At 69.3% G+C, this 22,510-nt stretch carries 21 protein-coding genes and 1 pseudogene; 11 read left to right on the forward strand and 11 right to left on the reverse strand.

The window, feature by feature from the left end; genetic code table 11:
- The first annotated feature begins 169 nt into the window (after positions 1–169).
- Positions 170–775 carry a class I SAM-dependent methyltransferase gene (locus AWB92_RS15985; protein WP_158090383.1) on the forward strand — a complete coding sequence of 202 codons (606 nt, stop codon included), beginning with the start codon at positions 170–172 and terminating at the stop codon, positions 773–775.
- On the opposite strand, the gene AWB92_RS15990 is transcribed toward AWB92_RS15985, so the two are convergent.
- Positions 772–1,644: an SDR family NAD(P)-dependent oxidoreductase gene (locus tag AWB92_RS15990; RefSeq protein WP_085187051.1), complete on the reverse strand. Its 873-nt coding sequence runs from the start codon at positions 1,642–1,644 to the stop codon at positions 772–774. The genes AWB92_RS15985 and AWB92_RS15990 overlap by 4 nt on opposite strands.
- Positions 1,641–2,243 carry a TetR/AcrR family transcriptional regulator gene (locus tag AWB92_RS15995; protein WP_085187054.1) on the reverse strand — a complete coding sequence of 201 codons (603 nt, stop codon included), beginning with the start codon at positions 2,241–2,243 and terminating at the stop codon, positions 1,641–1,643. Before AWB92_RS15995 ends, AWB92_RS15990 begins: the two co-directional genes overlap by 4 nt.
- A 59-nt stretch (positions 2,244–2,302) precedes the next feature.
- Between AWB92_RS15995 and AWB92_RS16000 the strand changes: the two genes are divergently transcribed.
- Together AWB92_RS16000 and AWB92_RS16005 are read left to right on the forward strand one after the other, a co-directional pair.
- Complete coding sequence (locus AWB92_RS16000; protein ID WP_085187057.1) at positions 2,303–3,460, forward strand: phosphotransferase family protein; 1,158 nt, start codon at positions 2,303–2,305, stop codon at positions 3,458–3,460.
- A complete protein-coding gene (locus AWB92_RS16005) occupies positions 3,460–4,575 on the forward strand; it encodes a hypothetical protein (RefSeq protein ID WP_085187060.1) in 1,116 nt (371 codons plus the stop codon). The genes AWB92_RS16000 and AWB92_RS16005 overlap by 1 nt, the downstream gene beginning before the upstream one ends.
- Here the strand turns inward: AWB92_RS16005 and AWB92_RS16010 are convergent.
- Positions 4,572–5,576: a TIGR03617 family F420-dependent LLM class oxidoreductase gene (locus AWB92_RS16010; protein ID WP_085187063.1), complete on the reverse strand. Its 1,005-nt coding sequence runs from the start codon at positions 5,574–5,576 to the stop codon at positions 4,572–4,574. The genes AWB92_RS16005 and AWB92_RS16010 overlap by 4 nt on opposite strands.
- A gap of 79 nt (positions 5,577–5,655) precedes the next feature.
- Here AWB92_RS16010 and AWB92_RS16015 point away from each other — a divergent pair, with 79 nt between their 5' ends.
- Positions 5,656–7,002: a flavin monoamine oxidase family protein gene (locus AWB92_RS16015; protein ID WP_085187066.1), complete on the forward strand. Its 1,347-nt coding sequence runs from the start codon at positions 5,656–5,658 to the stop codon at positions 7,000–7,002.
- Here AWB92_RS16015 and AWB92_RS16020 read toward each other — a convergent pair.
- Positions 6,997–7,926, reverse strand: a complete 930-nt coding sequence (locus AWB92_RS16020) for an alpha/beta hydrolase (RefSeq protein ID WP_085187069.1) — start codon at positions 7,924–7,926, stop codon at positions 6,997–6,999. The two genes, AWB92_RS16015 and AWB92_RS16020, sit on opposite strands and share 6 nt — an antisense overlap.
- Before the next feature lie 158 nt (positions 7,927–8,084).
- On the opposite strand from AWB92_RS16020, the gene AWB92_RS16025 reads away from it, so the two are divergent.
- Positions 8,085–9,431 (forward strand): NAD(P)/FAD-dependent oxidoreductase, encoded by a 1,347-nt coding sequence (locus AWB92_RS16025; protein ID WP_085187196.1) that lies wholly within the window; start codon positions 8,085–8,087, stop codon positions 9,429–9,431.
- 6 nt (positions 9,432–9,437) lie between these two features.
- Here the strand turns inward: AWB92_RS16025 and AWB92_RS16030 are convergent, their stop codons facing one another.
- From AWB92_RS16030 to AWB92_RS16040, 3 genes are read right to left on the reverse strand one after another with little or no spacing between them, the layout of a single operon-like run.
- Positions 9,438–9,875, reverse strand: coding sequence for an SRPBCC family protein (locus AWB92_RS16030; RefSeq protein ID WP_085187073.1), 438 nt, complete (start codon positions 9,873–9,875; stop codon positions 9,438–9,440).
- Positions 9,876–9,922: 47 nt separating this feature from the next.
- Positions 9,923–10,972, reverse strand: coding sequence for a helix-turn-helix domain-containing protein (locus AWB92_RS16035; RefSeq protein WP_085187076.1), 1,050 nt, complete (start codon positions 10,970–10,972; stop codon positions 9,923–9,925).
- Positions 10,969–12,123: a glycosyltransferase gene (locus AWB92_RS16040; RefSeq protein WP_085187199.1), complete on the reverse strand. Its 1,155-nt coding sequence runs from the start codon at positions 12,121–12,123 to the stop codon at positions 10,969–10,971. The genes AWB92_RS16035 and AWB92_RS16040 overlap by 4 nt, the downstream gene beginning before the upstream one ends.
- A 165-nt stretch (positions 12,124–12,288) precedes the next feature.
- Here AWB92_RS16040 and AWB92_RS16045 point away from each other — a divergent pair, with 165 nt between their 5' ends.
- Positions 12,289–13,146 carry a chemotaxis protein CheB gene (locus AWB92_RS16045; protein WP_085187079.1) on the forward strand — a complete coding sequence of 286 codons (858 nt, stop codon included), beginning with the start codon at positions 12,289–12,291 and terminating at the stop codon, positions 13,144–13,146.
- 13 nt (positions 13,147–13,159) lie between these two features.
- Here the strand turns inward: AWB92_RS16045 and AWB92_RS16050 are convergent, their stop codons facing one another.
- The 3 genes from AWB92_RS16050 to AWB92_RS16060 are packed head-to-tail and all read right to left on the reverse strand — an operon-like array spanning position 13,160 to position 16,830.
- Positions 13,160–15,007 (reverse strand): CheR family methyltransferase, encoded by a 1,848-nt coding sequence (locus AWB92_RS16050; protein ID WP_085187082.1) that lies wholly within the window; start codon positions 15,005–15,007, stop codon positions 13,160–13,162.
- 52 nt (positions 15,008–15,059) lie between these two features.
- A complete protein-coding gene (locus AWB92_RS16055) occupies positions 15,060–15,818 on the reverse strand; it encodes an STAS domain-containing protein (protein ID WP_085187202.1) in 759 nt (252 codons plus the stop codon).
- Positions 15,811–16,830, reverse strand: a complete 1,020-nt coding sequence (locus tag AWB92_RS16060; RefSeq protein ID WP_085187085.1) for a chemotaxis protein CheB — start codon at positions 16,828–16,830, stop codon at positions 15,811–15,813. Before AWB92_RS16060 ends, AWB92_RS16055 begins: the two co-directional genes overlap by 8 nt.
- A gap of 97 nt (positions 16,831–16,927) precedes the next feature.
- Between AWB92_RS16060 and AWB92_RS16065 the strand changes: the two genes are divergently transcribed.
- Positions 16,928–19,057: a catalase gene (locus AWB92_RS16065; RefSeq protein WP_085187088.1), complete on the forward strand. Its 2,130-nt coding sequence runs from the start codon at positions 16,928–16,930 to the stop codon at positions 19,055–19,057.
- A 19-nt stretch (positions 19,058–19,076) separates the two neighbouring features.
- Positions 19,077–19,333 (forward strand): annotated as a pseudogene (locus AWB92_RS16070) (Rho termination factor).
- A 146-nt stretch (positions 19,334–19,479) separates the two neighbouring features.
- Here AWB92_RS16070 and AWB92_RS16075 read toward each other — a convergent pair.
- A complete protein-coding gene (locus AWB92_RS16075) occupies positions 19,480–20,049 on the reverse strand; it encodes a nucleotidyltransferase (RefSeq protein WP_085187092.1) in 570 nt (189 codons plus the stop codon).
- A 179-nt stretch (positions 20,050–20,228) separates the two neighbouring features.
- Here AWB92_RS16075 and AWB92_RS16080 point away from each other — a divergent pair, with 179 nt between their 5' ends.
- From AWB92_RS16080 to AWB92_RS16090, 3 genes are read left to right on the forward strand one after another with little or no spacing between them, the layout of a single operon-like run.
- Entirely contained in the window at positions 20,229–21,173 is a 945-nt protein-coding gene (locus tag AWB92_RS16080; protein WP_068183547.1) for an acyl-CoA dehydrogenase family protein, read from the forward strand.
- 5 nt (positions 21,174–21,178) lie between these two features.
- Complete coding sequence (locus AWB92_RS16085) at positions 21,179–21,952, forward strand: PIG-L family deacetylase (RefSeq protein WP_085187205.1); 774 nt, start codon at positions 21,179–21,181, stop codon at positions 21,950–21,952.
- Entirely contained in the window at positions 21,949–22,506 is a 558-nt protein-coding gene (locus tag AWB92_RS16090; protein ID WP_085187095.1) for a class I SAM-dependent methyltransferase, read from the forward strand. The genes AWB92_RS16085 and AWB92_RS16090 overlap by 4 nt, the downstream gene beginning before the upstream one ends.
- The last annotated feature ends 4 nt before the right edge of the window (positions 22,507–22,510 follow it).

The raw sequence follows: 22,510 nt of genomic DNA on the forward strand, positions 1-22,510 counted from the left end.
GACTACCACACCGAAGTCACCAACACCGGACGCCTCGCCTGGACCGACGGCACCAGCCCGCCCGAAATCAACCACGCGCATCACCCCGACGAACTCCTCCACGGCGACCCCGACCCGCCCGAGGAAAACGAACGTTGAGCAGGTGAACCCGCGGTGCCACACTGAACGCGTGCCGCCGCACCGCGACCTCGCTGCGTACAACGATCGCGCGCCCGAGTACGACCACGGGTGGCGGGGCAAGCTGCACCATGACATCACCGACCGCACCGCCGATCTCGCGGTGGCGGCCATCGCGTCTCCCGGCAGCGTGCTGGACGTGGGATGCGGAACGGGCCACCTGCTGCGCACCCTGGCCCGCCGCTATCCGGACGCCCGGCAACTTTGCGGCATCGACGCCGCACCGCAAATGATTGCTACCGCAAGGGCTTTCGGCGACGACACTCGGCTGAGCTTCGCGGTCGGGGTGGCCGAAGACCTCGAGTACCCCGACGACACCTTCGACCTGATCGTCAGCACGACATCCTTCGACCACTGGACGGATCAACAAGCCGGGCTCGTCGAATGCGCGCGGGTGCTGCGCCCGGGCGGTCACCTGGTGCTCGTCGACCAGTTCTCGCTGTGGCTGCTGCCGACCCTGGCCACCAGCCGGCGCGGCAAGGCCCGCACCCGAGGCCGCGCCACGGCGCTGCTACTGCGCGCGGGGTTTCGCCCCCCGCAATGGCACCGGCTATACGCGCTGATCATCAACGGCGTCACGGCATCCAAGCCGGCCTAGCCCAGTTTGAACGGTGCGAAGCTGCCGTCGAGCACGTTCAGGTGCCCGATCGTGCGCCCGGTGACCACGGCCGGATCCACCAGCGCCAATTCGACTGCGGCGCGGGCGAAATCATCGGCCGAGGCGGTGTCGACGAAGCCGCTGGCGTAGTAGGCCAGGCCCGGCGTGAGGATCGGCTTCGACGGCGACAGCGCGTTCACCGCGATGTTGTGGTCGGCCAGGTCGTACGCCGCGCACTGGGTGAGGTGCTCGAGGGCCGCCTTGGATCCGCCGTAACCGGGCAGGACGCCGCCGCTGCGGTCGGGATAGGGTCCGTCCCCGGGCATCCGCGACGCGACCGAGGTGATGTTGATGATCGAGCCGCCGCCCGCGTCGAACATGTCCGGGCACACCAGTTGCATTAGCTCGTAGGCGGCGAACACCGCGATGTCGAAATGGCGGCGAAACGCCTGCAACGGTGTGCTGACGAACCCCGGCCAGCCGGGCTTGGCGCCGCCGCCGGCGGCCTTGGGCGGTTTCGCGCGCGGTTGCGAACCGGGGACCGGTGGCCGGCCGGGCGCGGTGAAGGCCGCGTTGTTGACCAGAATTGTGATGGGCCCCAACGCCTCTCGCGCCTCGCCCACCAGCCGCGCGACGTCGTCGCGGTCGGTCAGGTCGGCGCGGATCGCCACGGCGCGCCCGCCGGCCCCCTCGACCTCGGCGACCGTCTCGCCGATGGTGCCGGGCAGCCGGTCGTCCCACACCTGTTCGGTGCGCCCGACGACGGCCACCGCGGCGCCCTCCGCGGCCAGGGCCAGCGCGATCGCCCGGCCCAGCCCGCGGCTGGCGCCGGTGACAATCGCGGCCCGTCCCGCCAGTCGCCCCGTCATCCCGTCACCCCGTGCACGACGATGGCGGTCGTCTGCTCCACCCAGGTGTCGTCCAGCTGCTCCTCCGGGCGCAGCAACATCCGCAGCATCGTCGCCCCTCCGATCAGCTCGATCAACCGGTCCGGGTCCACGTCGGTATGCGCCTCACCCCGGTCGATGGCCCCGCGCAGCCGCACCCGCACCGCCGTGAACAGACCGGCGAAGCGCGACATCACCCGGGCGTTCAGGGCCGGATCGGCGGTCATGTCGGCCACCAGGCCGGGCAACGCCGCGCGGACCACCGGCGTGGTGAAGACGTCGCGGGTGGCCTCGATCATCATCCGCACGTCGGCGGCGATGTCGCCGGCCGGAGCCTGCAGCGCGGTGGGTGCCGTCGGAAACGCCGCCTCGTGCACCAGTTCCGCCTTGCTCGACCACCGGCGATACAGCGCCGATTTGGTGGTCCCGGCGCGCTCGGCCACCGCGGCGAGGCTGAGGTTCGAATAGCCGATCTCCACAAGCAGTTCCGCGGTCGCCGTGAGGATGGCAGAGTCGATGCGCGGGTCCCGGGGCCGCCCGGCGCCCGGGGCCTTGTCAAGGTAAGACGGGTCTGCTTTCATAACGCTACCTACCGTATCGTAATTGCCTCACGGAAGTCTCGAAGAATGGAGGCACCTTGATGTCGAAAACGTCGAACGAACCTGTGCTGGACAAAGTCGACCGACTGCAGCGCTCCAGCCGGGACGTCACAAAGCTGCCCGCGGTGATGTCGCAGTGGCTGTCGACCGTGTTGCCTGGCGGGGTCAAGCCGCAGGTGACGGTCGAAAGCGGCGTGGACGCCACCGGCATGTCGTCGGAAACCATCATCTTGACTGCACGCTGGCAACAGGACGGCGAACAGATCGAACAGCGGCTGGTGGCGCGGGTGGCGCCGACCGCCGAGGACGTGCAGGTCTTCCCGACGTATCGGCTCGACCACCAATTCGAGGTGATCCGCAAGGTCGGCGAAATCACCGACGTGCCCGTCCCGCGCGTGCGCTGGCTCGAGCCCACCGGCGACGTTCTGGGCACGCCCTTTTTCGTGATGGATTACGTCGAGGGCGAGGTGCCGCCCGACGTCATGCCCTACACGTTCGGCGGCAACTGGTTCGCCGACGCCCCCGCCGAACGCCAGCGCGCACTGCAGGACGCCACGGTGGGCGTGCTGGCCAAGTTGCACGCAATCCCGAACGCCGAGAAGACATTTGGGTTCCTCTCCTCGCAAGACGGCGACACGGCGCTGCGCCGGCACTTCAACTGGGTCCGCGAGTGGTACGACTTCGCGGTGCCCGACATCGGCCGATCGCCGCTGCTGGAGCGGACTTTCGCGTGGCTGGAAGACAACTGGCCGGACGAGGCCGCCGCGGCCGAGCCCGTCCTGCTCTGGGGCGACGCGCGGGTGGGCAACGTGTTGTACCGCAACTTCGCGCCGGTGGCAGTGCTCGACTGGGAGATGGTGACCCTGGGGCCGCGCGAGCTCGATATCGCGTGGATGATCTACGCGCACATGGTGTTTCAGGAACTTGCGGGCCTCGCGACGCTGCCCGGGTTGCCGGACGTGATGCGCGAGGACGACGTCCGCGCCACCTATCGTCAGCTCACCGGGGTCGAGGTGGGCGACCTGCGCTGGTTCTACGTCTACTCCGGGGTGATGTGGGCCTGCGTGTTCATGCGCACCGGCGCGCGCCGGGTGCACTTCGGCGAGACCGAGAAGCCCGACGATGTCGAATCGCTGTTCTACCACGCCGGATTGATGCGGCGCTTAATCGATGACAGCCTCATCGGAGAGGATCAGTAATGCTTGGCCCGCTTGACGAGTTCCCGGTACATCAGGTTCCCCAACCGATCGCGTGGGCCGGTTCCTCGGACCGCAACTTCTACGACCGCTCCTACTTCAACGCCCACGACCGCACCGGCGACATCTTCGTGATCAGCGGCATCGGCTACTACCCCAACCTCGGCGTCAAGGACGCGTTCTTCCTCGTCCGGCGCGGGGACACGCAGACGGCGGTGCACCTGTCCGACGCCATCGACCAGGACCGGCTGAACCAGAACGTCAACGGTTACCGCATCGAGGTCAGCGAACCGCTGCGCAAGCTGCGTTTGGTCCTCGACGAAACCGAGGGCATCGCAGCCGATCTCACGTGGCAGGGCCTGTTCGACGTCGTGCAGGAACAGCCGCACCTGATGCGCTCCGGCAACCGGGTGACCCTGGACGCGCAGCGGTTCGCCCAGCTCGGTTCCTGGAGCGGGCGCATCGCCATCGACGGCGAGGAGATCGCCGTCGACCCCGCGACCTGGCTGGGCAGCCGCGACCGGTCCTGGGGCATCCGGCCGATCGGCGAACCCGAGCCCGCGGGCCGGCCCGCCGATCCGCCGTTCGAGGGGATGTGGTGGCTCTACGTGCCGATGGCTTTCGACGAGTTCGCGATCGTGCTGATCATCCAGGAGGAGCCCAACGGGTTCCGGTCGCTCAACGACTGCACCCGGGTGTGGCGCGACGGGCGCGTCGAGCAGCTGGGCTGGCCGCGGGTGAAAATCCACTACCGCTCGGGCACCCGCATCCCGACCGGGGCCACCATCGACGCGACCGCGCCGGACGGCACCCCGGTGCACTTCGACGTGGAATCCAAGCTGCCCGTGCCGATTCACGTCGGCGGCGGCTACGGCGGCGACTCGGACTGGCTGCACGGCATGTGGAAGGGCGAAAAGTTCGTCGAGCGGCTGACTTACGACATGACCGACCCGGCCATCGTCGCGCGATCCGGCTTCGGCGTCATCGACCACGTGGGCCGCGCGGTGTGCCGCGACGGTGACGGGGATCCGGTGGAGGGCTGGGGCCTGTACGAGCACGGCGCGCTGGGCCGCCACGACCCGTCGGGCTTCAAGGACTGGTTGACGGTCGCGCCCTAGCCTTTTCGACCCGACGCGCGCAGTTCGTCGACGATCTCCGACAGCGTCTCCACCGCGATAGGCGACGGCTGATATAGGCACACGGTGTCCGACACGCCGTCGACGCGATCCCGAATGTGGGCGGCGATCTCCTTGGGCGTGCCGCAGGCGGCGATGGTGTGCAGCACCTCGTCGTCGATGAGCCCGCCCATCTCCTCCCAGCGGCCCTGTTTGGACATCGCGTTGAGTTCCGGCTGCAGCTCCTCCCAGCCGTGGGCGGCCAGCACCGGCCGGTAGGCGGGGGTCGACCCGTAGAAGGCGAGCAGCCGCCGGGTGCTCGCGTCGGCCCCCGGCTCGGAGCCGACCGACACGATGATCTCGGGAATGACGGCGAACTCCTCGGGCCGCCGGCCTGCGGCCCGCAGGCCGTCGCGCACGGCGGGCATCGTGTGCTCGTGCAGGAACCGCTTGGTGCCGAACGGCATCACCAGTAGGCCGTCGGCGTGCTCGGCGGTGGCCCGGGTCAGCCGCGGCCCCAGCGCGCCGACGTAGATCGGCGGCGGACCGTGCGGATTCGGGCCGGGGGAAAACGTCGGCGTCATCAGGGTGTGCCGGTAGTAATCGCCGCGAAAGTCCAAGCGGCCGCCGGTATTCCATGCCTCGAAGATCGCGCGCAGGGCCGCGATCAACTCGGTCATGCGGGCCACCGGGTGCTCGAACGGCGCGCCGAATCGCTTCTCGATCTGCGGGCGGATCTGGGTGCCGAGGCCGAGGAAGAAGCGCCCGCCGCTCAGCAGCTGGTGATCATTGGCCTGGTGCGCCAGGTGAATGGGATTGCGCGGAAACGCGATGGCCACGTTGGTCATCAGGTCCAGCCCGCCCACCGTGGCGGCCAGCGTGAGCGGGGCGAACACGTCGTGCCGCCCCTCGAAGGTGGCGACCCCGGTGGCCCCGGCGTCGCGCAGCGCCCGCGCGCGCCCGGCCGCGTCGACCGGCCCGTATAACGCGGTGAAGACCTTCATCGACCTTCCTGAGCAGCTACTTAGACCGGCAAGCGAAATTTATCCTACGAAAGCGTCAAAATGCGGTTGACTAGACGACGTGACAAAGCCGCCGCCGGTCGTCGACGTCGTCGTGGTCGGTGCCGGATTCGCCGGGCTGGCCGCCGCGCGCGAGCTGACGCGGCAGGGCCACGACGTGCTGGTGTTCGAGGGGCGTGACCGGGTCGGCGGGCGCTCGTTCACCGGCAGCGTCGCCGGGCTGCCCGCCGATCTGGGCGGCACTTTCGTCGGCCCGACCCAAACCGCCGTCCTGGCGCTGGCGGCCGAGCTCGAGGTGCCGACCATTCCCACTCACCACGACGGCAAGAACGTGATCCACTGGCGCGGCTGGGCGCGCCCGTACCGCGGCACCATCCCCAGGGTGTCGCTGACCGGGCTGCTCGACATCGGCCGTCTCCGTTGGCAATTCGAGCGGATCGCCCGCAGCGTCCCGGTGGCGGCACCCTGGGACGCCCGCCGGGCGCGCGAGCTGGACGGCATGTCGCTGGGCGGGTGGTTGCGCTCGGTGCGCGCGTCCGCGTCGTCGCACGACCTGATGGCCATCGTGGCCCGGGTGACGTGGGGGTGCGAACCGGACGAGGTGTCGATGCTGCACGCCGCCCGCTACGTGCACGCGGCCGGCGGCCTGGACCCGCTGCTCGACGTCGAAAACGGCGCCCAGCAGGATCGTTTCCCGGGCGGCACCCAGCAGATCGCCGAGGCCGCGGCCGCCGAACTGGGCGCGCGCGTGGTGTTGGGCGCACCCGTGCGGCGCATCGAGCGGCACGGGGCGGGGGTCACCGTCACGACCGACGCCGGCTCGGCCGAGGCCGGGTTCGTCATCGTCGCGATCCCGCCGGCCCACCGCGCGTCGATTGAGTTCGCTCCCCCGCTGCCGGCTGAATATGAGCAGCTCGCTGCCAACTGGCCGCAGGGCCGGCTCAGCAAGGCGTACGCCGCCTACGAGACGCCGTTCTGGCGCGCCGACGGGTTTTCCGGGCAGTCGCTGTCCGACCAGGGCCCGGTGTTCATCACCTTCGACGTCAGCCCGCACCCCGACGGCCCGGGCATCCTGATGGGCTTCGTCGATGCCCGCGCGTTCGACTCGCTGCCCAGCGAGCAGCGCCGCCGCGACACGTTGCGTTGTTTCGCGTCGCTGTTCGGCGACGACGCGCTCAAACCCCTCGACTACGTCGATCAGCGTTGGGGCGCAGAGGATTTCGCTCCAGGCGGCCCGACCGCCGCGGTGCCGCCGGGCTCGTGGACGCGATTCGGGCCGTGGTTGCGCGCGCCGGTCGGGCCGATTCACTGGGCAGGCACCGAGACGGCGGACGAGTGGACCGGATTCCTCGACGGCGCCGTCCGGTCCGGGCAGCGGGCGGCCGCCGAGATCGCCGCTCTGCTATGAGCTGATCCGGCGCACCCGTGCGTCCTGGGTCACCGATTCCACCAGGGCCCTCAGGTGGCGGTTCACCTCGCGCGGCTGTTCGAGCATCGAGCAGTGGCCGCCGGGCAACTCGACCAGGCCTACGACGTTGGGCGCGGTCCGCGCGATCCTGCGGGACTGGCCGATCGGTGTCAGGCGGTCGCGCTCGCTGCCGATCACCAGGGTCGGCACGGTCAGCCCGTCCAATTCGAGATGGCGCGACCCCAGCGCATCGACGAGCATCTTGGCGCAGCCGCCGCGCCCGGCGGGCGAGGTCTGCGCGAACAGCTCGTAGACGACGCGCGCGGCGTCCGGGTCGGCGTCCCTGGCGACGGCCAGCATCGCGACCACGTAGCGGCTCGGGATCCGGGCCGCGGCCGGCAGGGGGAACCCGCCGAAAGCGGTGATCAGGCCCCGGGCCGCCAAAACCCTTGCCGGCGAGAGTTCGCGCGGCACCGACAGCAATTTCACCTGGCGCACCAGGTCCCCGGTGGTGGTGTTGATCAACGCGACGGCGTCGGCGCGCCGGCGGACCTTGTCGCGGTAGTGGGACGACCACGCGGCGATGGCGATGCCGCCCATCGAGTGGCCGGCCAGCACGGCCCGCTCGCGCGGCGCCAGCGTCGCCTCGAGCACCGAATCCAGGTCGGCGGCAAGGTGTTCGAGACTGTAGCCGCCGCGCCGGGGCACGCCGCTGCGCCCGTGGCCGCGATGGTCGAACGCGATGACACGGTATTCGGTCGCTAGGTCGGCGATCTGGTGGGCCCAGGCGCGGATCGCGCACGTGATCCCGTGCGTCAAGACGATCGGATAGCCGTCGGGCGGCCCGAAAACCTCGGCGTGCAGCGCGGTCCCGTCGGCCGCTCGCACGGTCAGGGTGCGGCTTGGTGGCAGCTCGGCACTCATCGCCGTTCCCCCTTCGAACACGGCCCCATCGCCAGTTCCGGATGTAGGCGAAGTGTAGCCCTACCTCAAGCACGAACTGCTGAAAACGGCCCATTACGCGCGGCGATTTCGGGCACGATCGTGCAACAACTTGTGAGACGCTGACAGCCGTGTACCCGATGTCCCGTCGGGAGTTCTTCGCGGCCACGACCAGCCTGGTGGGCGGCGGGCTGACGGCCGGCTGCGGCTCGGGCCCGCCGCCCGCGCCGGACAGCAAGGCGGTGTTGGTCGTCGGCGCCGGCATGGCCGGCCTGTCCGCCGCCCGCAGCCTGGCCGACGCGGGATGGCCGGTGCGCGTCATCGAGGCCCGCGACCGCATCGGCGGCCGGGTGTACACCGACCGGGGCTGGGGCGCACCGCTCGAGATGGGCGCGTCCTGGATCCATGGCACCACGGACAATCCGGTGATGGAGCTGGCGCAAAGGGCGCGCGCGCAGCTCGCCGCCACCGATTACTACGGATGGGCGAAGTTGGCCGTCGATCCGCGGCTCCCCCCGCTGGCCTACGACCCGCAGACCTGGCGCACCTTCGTGAAACGGGCGCGCGGCCGCGTGGACGACGGCAGTCTGGGCGCCGCCGTTGACGCTGCGGCGACCCGCGCCGAGCTTGCCGATTCCGACCGCGCCCAATTGGCCTTCTACCTGACCTCCGAGATCGAGAACGAATACGCCGCAGGCGTGGATCAGCTGTCCGCCAAGACCTTTGACCGCGGCGAGTACGCCGACGGCGACCAGGACGTGATCACCAACGGCTACGACGCCCTGCCCCGGCTGCTTGCCGAGGGCCTCCGGATCCAACTCAAGACGCCGGTCACGGCGATCGCCCGACGCGACAGCTCCGTCGTCGTGCGGACCGGCGACCGGTCGTTCGAGGGGCCCGCCGCGATCGTCACCGTGCCCCTGGGAGTCCTCAAGTCCGGCGCGATCGCCTTCGACCCGCCGCTTCCGGACGAACATCGAAAGGCCGTGCAAGCGCTGGGATTCGGCGTGCTGTCCAAGAGCTACTTTCGCTTCGCCCGGCGAACGTGGGACGTAGAGAACGCCTTCTACCAGTACATCGGCAGCCAGCCCGGCGTTTGGTCACAATGGTTCACGCTGCCGAGCGGAGCGGGCCCAATCGTGTTGGCGTTCAACGCCGGTGAGCGCGGCCGGTGGGCGGAGTCGGCCGCGCCGGGCGACCTCATCGCCAGCTCGCTGCCGATCGCGCGCCAGCTGTTCGGCGGCGACGGCGCCGCGGTCGACGTGCGGACGTCGAATTGGTCCGTCGACCCCTACGCCCTCGGCTCGTATTCGTTTCATGCGCCCGGTTCCGGTCTCGCCGATCGGCGCCAGCTGGCCGAGCCGATCGGCGATCGGCTGTACCTGGCGGGTGAGGCCGTCGGCGTCAACAATCCGGCCACCGTGACCGGCGCCATGGTCAGTGGGCGGTACGCCGCGGGCGAAGTGATGCACCGGCTGAGCGGATGAGGGCGGTTATTCGGTCTCGAGCGCATTCGCGCAGGCATCAAGGATGGCAAGGAAACTCGAGCGCAGCAGCCGATAGCTGACCACCTCCAGCAGCTTGCCCCCAGCCAGAGCGGGATGGGTGTAGTTGCTCAGCCAGTCCACGTGGGTGCCGTCCCCCGAGCCGGTGAACGTCAACGTGCCGCCCTCGTGGTTGAACGGCGGAAACGACCGAACGATGAGATATGAATAGCCGCCCGGCCGATCGTAGGCCGTGATCTCCTCCCGGAACCACGTGCCGATGCCGATCACCTCGCGCACCGCGCCCGCGCCGTGGCCGGGCGAATCCTTCGCATAACCGGCCTTGAGAACCAGCGGAGCGGCGGCCAGATTTGCGGGGTCGGCCAGCCAGTCGAAGACCTGTTCCAGGGGTGCGGCGATCGTTCGTTCCACGTGAATCTCGACCATTCGGCCCATGCTATGCGCCGCTCAGAACCCGGCGGCCGGTAGAGCCGTTACCTGACCTGTTTGAGCGTGGTGTGGGGGCTCTGGCCGTAGGTCTGTCGATATAGCACGGCGAAGCGCCCGGTGTGCGCGAAGCCCCAACGCTGCGCGATCTCGGTGACGGTGGTGCCGGCGCGCTCACCGGCGAGCAGCTCCTGGTGCGCGCGATGCAGCCGCACGCGACGCATGTACTCGGTAGGAGTGGTGTCGAGCTGGCGCCGGAAAAGGTATTGGACCGCCCTGGGTGTCAGGTGCACGGCCCCGGCGATGTCGTTGATGCTCACGTCAGCGGCGGCATGCCGGTGGATGAAAGCCACCGCCTCCTTCAGCGTTTCGGGCAGCGAGGGGTCACCCGCCAGGTCCTGTTCGGTCGCGTTGGACGGGTAGCACTCCAGCAGCGCGCCCGCCAGGAGCGGGGCCATCGCGGCCACGATCATCGGCTGCTGGGCTGTGTCCGGCGCGGCCAATGCGGCGGTCACGTAATCAAGCGCCCGATGCCACGCGCGCACGGCGCCCCGCGACCGTGGGCGCCCGTTGAGGAACCGGATGCGCTGCGACGGCGGCGAGCGCCAGTCCATGGTGATCTTGTGCAACGCTTCGGGCGCGATGGTCACCACATCGAACCGCGCGCTGTTCACCTGCAGCGCGCACGACAAGCCGTGGGCGACCAGGACGGGGCAGTCGACATTCGGGAACGGTCCACCCGTCACGGTCAAGGAACCGGCGCGGGGTTGAATCACGACAACCGTTTCGGCGGGCGGGATTTCGAAGATCGCCGGACCGTGGACCAGCACTTCGTCGATCGTCAACGAATCCACCGCGCACTGCCGATAGGTGAGGGCCGAGCGGGTCGTGAGGCCGCTGACGCGCCAGCCCGGGGAATACGCGCCGGCAAAGAACCGGCGCATGGCGTCGGGCTGGACGGTGCGGAATTGCTCGTACCGGACCGCCGCCGCGCCCTGGGCCGGCGCCGGGCCGCGCGCGACGGCGGGGCGCAGGTCGACCTGGATCTCGTCGGGTTCGCCCGCTATGCCGACCGCGCCGTCGGCGGTGGTCGTCATGATCGGGCGGCCGCTCGCCGCGCCGTCGCCCCGTCCACCACGACCGCGGCCGGCCCCGACGGTTGCGAGGCGAGTTGCCGATAAATGTGCTGCGCGTCGAGCGCTATCCGGTCCCAGGAAAAGCGTGAGACCGCGCGACTTCGCCCCGCGGCGCCCATGCTGTCACACTGAAAGCTTTGAGCCAAAAGGTTTCTCAACGCCGAGGCCACCGCGGCGGGGCTGCGTTGCGCCAGCACCAGCCCCGTCACGCCGTCCACCACCGCGTCGGTCAGGACGCCTACTGGAACCGCGACGACCGCCACTCCGCTGGCCATGGCCTGCAATACCGGCGTCGCGCGCGGCGGCTGGCGGGGTGTGCACGCGACCACGTCGGCGGAGCGCAGCAGCGACGGAAGTTCATCGTCGCCGACCGTGCCCGCGAAGCGGACCCGGTCGTCGACGCCCGACTCGGCGGCGAAACGCTCCAGCTGGGCCCGCGCCCGGTCGTGGGCGGGCTCGCTGGCAGCAGTCTCGGCGATCACCAGCTCCGCGCCCACGATCTTGGGCAGTGCCCGAATGACAACGTCGAACCCGTTGCCCAACAACGGGTCCGGCGCCATGCAGAGAATGCGAAGACGGCCATTGCGCGCCGCCGCGGTGCCCACCGGGCTATATCGCTCGACGTCGACACCGCTGCACAGGCTCGACACCCGAACCCTGCTGTGCCGTAGCCGGGACAGCACGTCGACGTCGGTGGTGCATTCGCCGGTCACCCACGTCGCGCCCCGCGCGAGCAACGGCTCGATTCGTTCGCGTCCACGCTGCGCGGCGGCACCGTTGGAGCGTGACGTCACGGCCAGCCCCTGGAAGCTCTGCACCGTCGGTATCCGGTGCCGACGCGCGGCCAGCTGGGCGGCCAGCCCACCCAGCCAGCCGTAGGCGTGCACGACGTCCGGCCGGTCGGCTGACCACAGGTGCACGAGTGCCTGCGCCCAGTCGCCGACATACGGCAGAACCTCCGCAGCGGGCGCCGGCGCGCCGGGGCCGACCTGAATCGGGCCCTGACCCCTGGCGTAGACCGTTGCCTCGTGCCCTCGGCTCACGAGCGCGGCACGAAGTTGCGCCGGATCGTCGCCGACGAGGTCGTCACCGCAGACGATCGCAACCTTCACCATGACAGCCCTCCAAACCGCGCGCGGCCCGTTCAAGAGAGCTACCCGGCTAACGGCCGGCGAAACGCCGGACTTCGCGCGCTTCGTCCGAGGCGCCGGCGTTTCGCATCGCGGACCCACGGGCGTGGACTGGGACGAGGCCCCCGCAGGGAGGAGACTGGGGGCATGACGAATTCCGAGGCACATCCGCCGGTTGAGCTGGTGGTGCTGCTCGCGTCGGCCGGCGGGTTGGACGCGCTGTCCATCGTCCTGCACGACTTGCCGACGGAATTTGCGGCCGCGGTCGTCGTGCAGCAGCACCTCGGCGGCCTTTCCAGCGTGCTTCCGACCATCTTGCGCCGGCAGACCGCCCATCGGGTCAGCTGGGCACAGGACGGGCAGGCCGTAGTGCCGGGTCAGGTGGTGGTCTGCCCGCCGGGTGTCCACCTTGAGATGACGCCGGACGGTCGCTGTCGCCTCCACAAGATGGTGGCGCTGCTGGAGCGCCGCTTCGACGTGCTGCTGGCGTCGGTCGCCAAGTCCTACGGAGCGCGCAGCGTGGCGGTGTTGTTATCGGGCTCCGGGCAGGACGGCGCCGTCGGAACCATCGCGATGAAGCAGGCCGGCGCCATCGTGATAGCCCAAAGCCCGGACACCGCCCAGTACCCGTCGCTGCCGATCGCGGCCGCGCGCGCGGGAGCCGATTTCGTGCTGCCGATTCACCAGATCGGGCATGTCCTGGGCGACGTCGTCAGCGGGGCACCGCTACCGGCCAAGGACCGGTCGCCAACGCCGCCGAGGTCGCAGCCAGCGGTGACGAAGAACCCAGCTATCGACCGCCGGCCCAACAACGCGGCCACTCGCGCCGAGGCGGCACGGCAGCGCGCGGCCGAACTCCAGCGCCGGCGCCATGATCTGTCCGAAGGTTTCGGCGCGACCGAGCAGACTGTGTCGATCGCGCGGCGCAGGGCGCAAGAGTCGCTGCGCCGCGCGCAGTTGGCGCACCAAGCGGCCTCCGAGGCGTCCGCGCGGTGGGGACACTGACCGCCGCGCCACGCTACGACTGGCTCAGGACCTCCATCAGCAACAGCGCGCCGCCGACGCTCGCGTCGCCCGATCGAAACGGTGCGCAAACCACCCGTACCCGTGCCGGGCGCCCGCGCCGATTGACGGCGTCGACCACCGTTTCACCGGAACTTTCCCCATCGACGAACGCGTTGCCGATCAGCGGCCGCACGCTATCGAGCGGCAGTCCGATGTCCAGCCCGGTCAACCGCGAGCCCATCGTCTCGTCGGCCCGCAGTCCCCACAGGTCCTCGCAGCCCCGGTTCCACACCACCACCCGCATTTCCCGGTCCACGACGACCATCCCCAGGCGAACCGAGTTGATCAGCGAATCCAGGAAGTTCTTGGCATCGTCCAGCTCCACGCTGCGTTCGCGCAGCGTCTCGTTGATGGTGTGCAGTTCGTCGTTCGTGGACTGCAGCTCCTCGTTCATCGTCTCGAGCTCTTCGTTGGTGGACTGCAGCTCCTCGTTGGTCGTCTCGAGCTCCTCCACCGTGGACTGCAGTTCCTCGTTGGTCGTCTCGAGTTCCTCGTTGGTGGACTGCAGCTCCTCGTATGCCGCCTCGAGCTGGCGGTTGGTCTGCACCACCTTGTCGAGCAAGGCGCGCGTCGCCGTGACGTCGAAGAACACGATCGATACACCGAGCAGGCCGTTCTCGGCGTCGACGAGCGGATTGACGTGAATCTCGAACCACACCGTGTCGGCGCCTGGCCGTTGCCACTTGACGTCCGGGATCCGCGTCGACCGCCGCTCCACCTTGGCCTGCTCGAGGTAGGCACGCAGCTCTACCGGGCGGTAAGACACCTCGAGGTCGCGCAGCAGCCGGCCGATGTCGCGGGCCGAGAGCCCAAAGACGCTCTCGGCCTGCTGGTTGATCATCGCGACGGTGTCCTCGCCGGTGATGACGATCTGGGCGACGGGGCTGGCGCGAAAAGCCAAGTCGCGCACCGTGGTCAAGCCCGGCAGCTCGCCGTGGCGTTCGTAGAACGCGGCGGCCGGGTCGTAGCGATCGCCCGCGATCTGCGTGCCCGCGACCTTGCGGAAGATCCGGTTCTTGAGGTTCAACGGAGCGAAGCGGTCACTGTGGCTCAACAGCATCTCGGCGTGCCCGAGAAACAAGGTTCCCTGCGGAGCCAGCGCGAAATGCAAGCGCCCCACCACGTTTCGCTGTGTCTCGGCGTTGAGATACATCAGGGTGTTGCGGCACACCAGCAGATCGACACGCGAGATCGGCGCGTCTTTGACCAGGTCGTTGCGCCCGAAGATGACCGCGCGGCGCAGATCCTTGTGGAAGACGTAGCGGCCGTTGACCTGTTCGAAATAGCGCGTCAACAGATCCGGCGGCACCGACTCGACGGCCTTGGCGTCGTAGGATGCCGTGCGCGCCTCGGTAAGCGCCTCCTCGTCGATGTCGGTCGCGTAAATCTTGACGCGCTGACGGAACTCATCGGGTCCCATCGCCTCGGCCAGCAGCATGGCCAGCGTGTAGGCCTCCTGTCCGGACGCGCATCCCGCGCTCCACACCCTGACCGGGTCACCCGGCCCGCGCTCGGCCAGCATCCGCGGGATGACCTCTGCGCTGACGAATTCCCAGGCCTCGGGGTCCCGGAAGAAGGCGGTGACGTTGATCAGGATGGTGTTGAACAGCGAGGCGAACTCGTCGGAGCTGGCCTGCAGCACGTCCAGGTATTCCTCGTATGTGGTGTACCCCGCCTGGTCCATGCGGTGCCGGACCCGGCGCATCAGCGACGTGCGCTTGTAGCCCGTGAAGTCGAAGCCCCGGGAATCGCGCATGTAGCGCAACAAAGCCTCGAAGGCCTCGTCCGTCGTGCCGTCCATCAAGGTCCCGTCGCAAGAGCGTTTGCTGTCGGACTCGAACACTACTCCGACGTCACAGGAGATTTTCGCGCCCGACCAGTGCCCAGACCGTCTTGCCCGACGACGTCGGAGTGGCGCCCCAGGCGCGGCACAACGCGGACACGATCGCCAGCCCGGAGACGATTTCGGCTCCGCGATCGCCGTCTTCGTGCCTCCCGGGCAGGCGGTCGCTGCGATCCTCCACCGCGACGGTGATGGTGTCCCGATGGCTCTCCACGATGAGCACCGGTGCGCTCTGCGTGTGGTCGAGGACGTTTTCGACGAAGACGGTGCCGACCGCGGCGGCGACCGGGATCAGGTCGCGCTTGTCCCATTGGGTGAGCCAGTCGGTGATTATCGCGCGGGCCAGGCCGACGCTTTGCCCGGCTGCCGGTAGCTCGCTTCGCGCCCGCCGCCGGATGGCCAAGGGCTGGCCGCGCACGGCGTCCAGCGCCGATAGCCGCGTGGGGTGCACCGGCACGTATCGGGTCACGCCGCCGGCGGCGATCGACCGCCGAACCTGCGGCTGCCCGCACACCAGCAGGACCGGCACGTCCGGCCACACGCTGACGTGCCAGCGGGCGCTGGTGAACACGGTCCATGCCGACGCGGACGGCACGGACAGACCGTTGACGTCGACGATCACCGCGCGCGGCTCGTCGAGCGCGGCCTTGATCACGGTGTCGCGCACGGTCCGGTACGTGGAGCTGTCCAGCACCCCGTCCATCGCCAGGATCGGCACGTCGTGTCGGGGTGCCCTCTCGATCCGGATCGTCGACCGCGGTTCAGCCACCGGGATCACCGGGATCCGGGGCGGTGGCCGCGAGCCGGTCGCCGAGCACGGCCAACGCCCGTTCGCTTTCCTCGGCCACCGTGCTGTAGTGGCGAGATAGCAGACCGGGACCGGCTTTGTCGGCCAGTTGCCGCGCCAATTTGGCTTTCTCCTGCAGGCTGCGCAGCGCGACCCAAAGGGCGCCTTCGATCTCGCCGTCGCGCGCGGTGAGCAGGGCGTCGGCCGTCCAGGCGTGACCGACGCGGCAACGGAAGTGGCCCTCGCTGAGCGAGATAAGTGCGCCATTGCAATCCGGGCAGGTGTAGCCGGACGGCACGCCCAGTTCTTGCGTGTCGAAGTCGGTCGAGAACCGCGACCTCATCGCGATGCGGTTCTCGAGGTCCAGCGCCGCGTCGGGTTCCATGTCGGAGTCCTCGATTCTTCTCTGGGACAGCTCTTTGAGCAGCGCGCCGATCTCGGCCGCGGCGGCCTGCCGATCCAGCACGCCAGCCTCGCGCGCGTTGGTCGGCAGGGCCGGGAACAGCGCGTCCTCGGCCGACTGGCCGATGGTGGTGCCGCCGCGCGAGCGGATCGCGGCCAGCCCCAGCACGCCGTCGTCGAGCACACCCGAGAGCAACACGCCGATCGCGCGGGGGCCGAACGCCACGGCGACCGAACGGAACAAGGCGTTGATCGCGGGCCGGTGCCCGTTCTCGGTCGGCCCCTGAGACAGCACAACGCGATGGTCGGCCACCAGCAGATGACGATCCGGGCCGCAGACGTAGATGTGGCCCGGCTGCAGCATAGCGCCGTCCTCGGCGGTGACCGCCGGCAGCGGTCCGCTGCGATCGACGATCCGGGCCAGCACGCTCGGCGCACCGGCGGGCACGTGCAGCACGATCAAGTAGGCGTATGGCAAATCCGGCGACAAGCCGGCAGCCAGCCGTGAGAGCGCTTCGACTCCGCCGGCCGAGGCGCCGATGGCGACCACTCCGCGCAGCCCATCGTTTTGGTTGGTCGCGTCAATCACCACCCTCGGCTACCCGCATCAAGCCTACGTAACCGGGCGGTCGTTAGACAGGGAAAACGCAGGCCCGTTTATGACCCGCCAACCGTGGTAACCGAGCCCCATGGGAGCCAACGACACACCTGACCCGAAGCAACGCGACCTCGAGCCGTCGCGCGTGCGCCGCGACACCGGATACCTGACCACCCAGCAGGGCGTCCGCGTCGATCACACCGACGATTCGCTGACCGCCGGCGAGCGGGGACCCACGCTGCTGGAAGATTTTCACGCCCGGGAGAAGATCACCCACTTCGACCACGAGCGAATCCCCGAGCGGGTGGTTCACGCGCGCGGCGCCGGCGCATACGGCTTCTTCGAACCGTATGACGACTGGCTGGCCGAGTACACCGCGGCGAAATTCCTGACCACGCCGGGCACCCAGACCCCGGTGTTCGTGCGGTTCTCCACGGTGGCCGGCTCGCGCGGCTCGGCCGACACGGTCCGCGACGTGCGTGGCTTTGCCACCAAGTTCTACACCGAGCAGGGCAACTACGACCTGGTGGGCAACAACTTTCCGGTCTTCTTCATCCAGGACGGCATCAAGTTCCCCGACTTCGTCCACGCGGTGAAACCCGAGCCGCACAACGAGATTCCGCAGGCCGCCTCGGCACACGACACGCTGTGGGACTTCGTCTCCCTGCAGCCCGAGACGCTGCACACCATCATGTGGCTGATGTCGGACCGGGCGCTGCCGCGCAGCTACCGCATGATGCAGGGGTTCGGTGTGCACACCTTCCGCCTGGTAAACGCCCGCGGCGAAGGCACTTTCGTGAAGTTCCACTGGAAGCCCCGCCTCGGTGTGCACTCGCTGATCTGGGACGAATGCCAGAAGATCGCCGGCAAGGACCCCGACTACAACCGGCGCGACCTGTGGGAGGCCATCGAGTCCGGCCAGTATCCGGAGTGGGAACTCGGGGTGCAGCTCGTGGCCGAGGCCGACGAGTTCAACTTCGACTTCGACCTCCTCGACGCGACGAAGCTCATTCCCGAGGAACAGGTTCCGGTTCGTCCGGTCGGCAAGATGGTGCTGAACCGCAACCCCGACAACTTCTTCGCCGAGACCGAGCAGGTCGCCTTTCACACCGCCAACGTGGTGCCGGGGATTGACTTCACCAACGACCCGCTGCTGCAGTTCCGCAACTTCTCCTACCTGGACACGCAGTTGATCCGCCTGGGCGGGCCCAACTTTGCGCAGCTGCCGGTCAACCGGCCGGTGGCCGACGTCCGCAACAACCAGCAGGACGGCTACTCGCAACACGCCATCCCGCAGGGCCGGACCAGCTACTACAAGAACACCCTCGGCGGCGGTTGTCCGGCGCTGGCGAACGACGACGTGTTCCGCCACTACACGCAGCGGATCGACGGCGCCGCGATGCGCAAGCGCGCCAAGTCCTTCGAGAATCACTACGGCCAGGCGCGGATGTTCTGGAAGAGCATGTCGGCGGTCGAGACCGAACACATCGTCGCCGCCTTCGCCTTCGAACTGGGCAAGGTCGAAGTGCCCGACATCCGTTCGGCGGTGGTAACCCAACTCGCTCGCGTCGACCACGGGCTGGCCACTCGGGTGGCGGCGAAGCTGGGCCTGCCGGCGCCGCCCGACGAAGCCGTCGACGGCGAGGTTGCCTCCTCGCCGGCGCTGTCCCAGATCGGTGCCGCGAATTCTGCGGACAGCATCGAGTCGCGCAAGATCGCCGTGCTGGCCGCGGACGGCGTGGATGTCGTTGGAACGCAACGCTTCAAGGAGCTGATGGCCCAGCGCGGCGCGATGGTCGAGGTCCTGGCCCCCGTCGCCGGCGGCACCCTGCGCGGCGGTTCGGGCGGGGAGCTCCCCGTCGACCGGGCATTCACCACGATGGCATCGGTCCTCTACGACGCGGTGGTGGTGGCGTGCGGGCCGGACTCGGTAGCGACGCTTTCCGAGGACGGTTACGCCATGCACTTCGTGGTCGAGGCCTACAAGCACCTGAAGCCGATCGGTGCGTACGGCAAGGGAATCGATATGCTGCGGGCCGCGCACATCGATGCCCGCCTCGCCTCCGACGGCGAGTCGGCCGCAGACGTGGTGAACGACCGGTCCGTCGTGACCACGAAGGCGGCCGCGGACGACTTCCCCGATCAATTCGCCGAGGAATTCGCCGCCGCGCTTGCCCGCCACCGCTGCTGGGAGCGCCAAACCGACCCGGTGCCGGCATAACCGTAAAGGAGGATGAATCGTGCCGCGATCGTCGATCAAGAACGAGAAGATGTATCAGGATCTGCGCAAGAAGGGCGAGTCCAAGGAGAAGGCCGCGCGGATCTCCAATGCGGCCGCGGGCCGGGGCAAGTCGTCCGTCGGCCGCAAGGGCGGCAAGGCGGGATCCTATGCCGACTGGACGGTCCCGCAGTTGAAGAAGAAGGCCAAAGAACTTGGCATGTCCGGCTATTCGAGCCTGACCAAGGACAAGTTGTCGCCAAGCTGCGCAACCACTGACGCGCGCATGTGAGCCGGGGCCTCAGGACGTTGCGTGAATTGGGGTCCTTGCGTGTGAATCCTGGGCGGAAGAATCGCCCGAATCCCACCATCGGTGCACACGGAAAACTGCCAGCGCACACCCAACGCGGCTAGCCACAACGCGCCTAGCTGGTGAGCCCCAGCCGGTCGGCCAGCACCAAAAAGGCGACCGCGTAGTCGTTGTCGGCGGTCCGCGACCTGATGTGCTCCCAGTCCAGCCTTTCGCGGACCGCCCGGACCGGCGGCAGCAGCTTGGCGAAGTCGCAGTGATGTTCGTTCAGGGAGCGCAGCTTCTGGATGACCACCATGGTCGGCGGCAGCACCGGCATCGCGATCGCCAACACGTCGCGCTGTTCGGCGCAGTCCAGCGTCGCCGGCTCCACGGGCTCGCCGTTGATGCGGTGCAAGACGTCGACGACGGTGTCGCCGCTTCGCGCCTTGAACAACCAGTCCTCCGGGGGGTGTTCGATCGCGAATCCGGCGCCGGCGAGGGTGGCCTCGGCGCTGGCCACGTCGGTCTCGGCCACGACGAGATCCACGTCGTGGCTGGGTTCGGGCGCGCCGAAGGCCCACAATGCGTACGTGCCGGCCAATGCGAAGCGCGGCCCGTTTTCCTTGAGCGCCGACGCCGCGCCGCGCAACGCCTCCCGCAGCTCATTGCAGGACACGCCCGAGGGGCTCTGGGTGGCTGTCATCGTGCATAGGTGATACCCCCCTTTCGGTGGGACAACCTGCTGCGGATTCGCGTGACATCGTTCGTCGTCTGTTTAATCGTCCGTTTAAGCGGCCGTCACACTGGCAAGTCTTGTGTTATGTCAGCCCCTGTCTTGGCCGTGTGCGAGGGGGCTGCCGTCGTGATCGTGGGTGATCAGGCATGACGGCGGGGTTGGTGCGGCACTGGCTCGAGTCCGGACGGCTCGAGCTGCCGTTGCCCGCCTCGGGACGGACCGCCGAGCGCTGGCAACGCCTGGCCCGGCTGGCCGAGGAGGACATCGTGGCGGCCCGGATCGCCGAGGCCCACGCCGACGCCGTCGCGATCCTGCACGAGCTGGGCGGCAAGCCGCCCGATTCCGATCAGCTGTGGGGCGTGTGGGCGGCCGAATCGTCCGACGATGCGTTGATCGCCACCAGGATCCGCGGTGGCGCGATCATCCTCAACGGCACCAAGGTGTGGTGCTCGGGCGCCGGGTTCTGCACGCACGCCCTGGTGACCGCCCGCCTCGACGACGGACGGTGCGGGCTGTTCGCGGTGCCGGTCACCGAACCCGCCGTCAAGGCGCTCCCGACCACCTGGTGGAACGTCGGGATGGCCGGAAGCGACACCAGGGCCGTGCAATTCACCAACGCACGCGCCGTCGCGGTGGGTGATCCCGACGACTACCTGACCCGGCCCGGGTTCTGGCACGGCGCCACCGGCGTCGCGGCCTGCTGGCTCGGCGGTGCGCGGCGGGTCGCGGAGCCGTTATACCGCTGCGCCACAAGCGATTCGGCCGATGCCTACTCCCTGGCGCACCTGGGCGCGGTGGACGCCGCCCTGGCCGCGGGAGAGGCCATCCTGACCACCGCGGCGATGCAGATCGACACCGATCCGTTCGACCGGTCCAATACCGCTCAGCTGCTGGCCCGTCGCGCGCGCACGGTCGTGGAACACGCGGTCGACGAGGCCATCACGCGCACCGGCCGCGCCCTGGGGCCGGGCCCGCTTTGTCAGGACGGGCGACACGCCCAGCGCGTCGCCGACCTGACCATCTACATCCGGCAAAGCCACGCCGAGCGGGACCTTGCCGAGCTCGGGCGCCTCGCCGGACGCAGGCCATGAAGGCCATGAAAACCCTGCGGGCGAGCAATTGCGCCAAGTTTGCGGCCAAGCCGCTGACCCGCGGCGGCACGCCGGCGCCGGTGTGGCTGGCAGCGCTGCACTCCGAACCGCTGCCTCCGCTGGACCTGAGCGCGTGTCCCGGGTTGGTCGTCGTCGCGGCCCACCCCGACGACGAGACGCTCGGACTCGGCGCGACCACCGCGCAGCTGGTCGCGTCGGGCGTTGACGTGCAGGTGATTTCGGTCACCGACGGTGGCGCGGCCCGACCGGGTGCAACGGCCCGGGAACGGACCCGTTGGGAGATCACTCGTAGATACGAACTTTGCCGGGCCGCAAGTATTTTGGGGATCTCCGAGCCGGTATCTCTGGGGCTGCCCGACGGGAACCTGGCCGATCACGAGGGCGAGGTCGCCGACCTCCTCGCGGACATTCTCGACGCCGCCGCGCCCGGGACGTGGTGCGCCGCCACGTGGCGGGGCGACGGGCACCCCGATCACGAGGCCGTGGGGCGCGCGGCCGCGGAGGCGTGCCGGCGCACCGGCGCCGCGTTGCTGGAATATCCGGTGTGGATGTGGCACTGGGCCAGCCCGGCCGACCCGACGGTGCCCTGGCACCGCGCCCGGTCGGTGCCCGTGCCGACTCGGGCGCTCGCCCGCAAACGCCTCGCCGCGCATTGTTTTCGCAGCCAGCTCCAGCCGGCCGCCGGCGGGGTATCGCCCGCCGTCCCACCGTTCGTGCTGCAACGGCTCCTCGCGGTGGGTGAGGTGGTGTTCCGGTGACCACCGCGGCGTATGCCGGCATCGAGGATCCCCGGCCGCTGCCGACGCCGTGGTACCAGCAACGCAGGGACGCCATCACCTTGGCGGTGCTGCCCGACCGCCGGTATCGGCACGCTTTGCAGCCGGGCTGCTCGGCCGGGACGCTGACCGCGCAGCTGGCCGCCCGGTGTGATCGCGTGACCGCGATGGATGTGGCCGATGCGGCGCTGCGCAGCGCGGACGCGCGGCTGCGGCGGGCGGGCAGCCGGGATCGGGTGACGCTGTACCTATCGCCCCGGGACGCGCCGTGGCCGCCCGGGCCCTTCGATTTGCTGATGCTCAGCGAGGTCGCCTGCGACCTGGAGGCCGACGCGCTGGCCACGGTGTTGTCCCGCGAATGCCCGCGGTTGCGGCCGGGGGCGAAAGTCGTTGCCGCACACTGGCGCCACCCCGTAGCCGACCATCCGCTCACCGGCGACGCGGCCCACGCCGTCATCGCGGAGACGCCCGGGCTGACGTCGGTCGCCCGCTACGGGGACCGCGACCTCGTTATCGAGGTGTTCGAACACCGGTGACGGC

This window comes from Mycobacterium sp. IEC1808 (assembly GCF_002101935.1).
Classification (GTDB): Bacteria; Actinomycetota; Actinomycetes; order Mycobacteriales; family Mycobacteriaceae; genus Mycobacterium.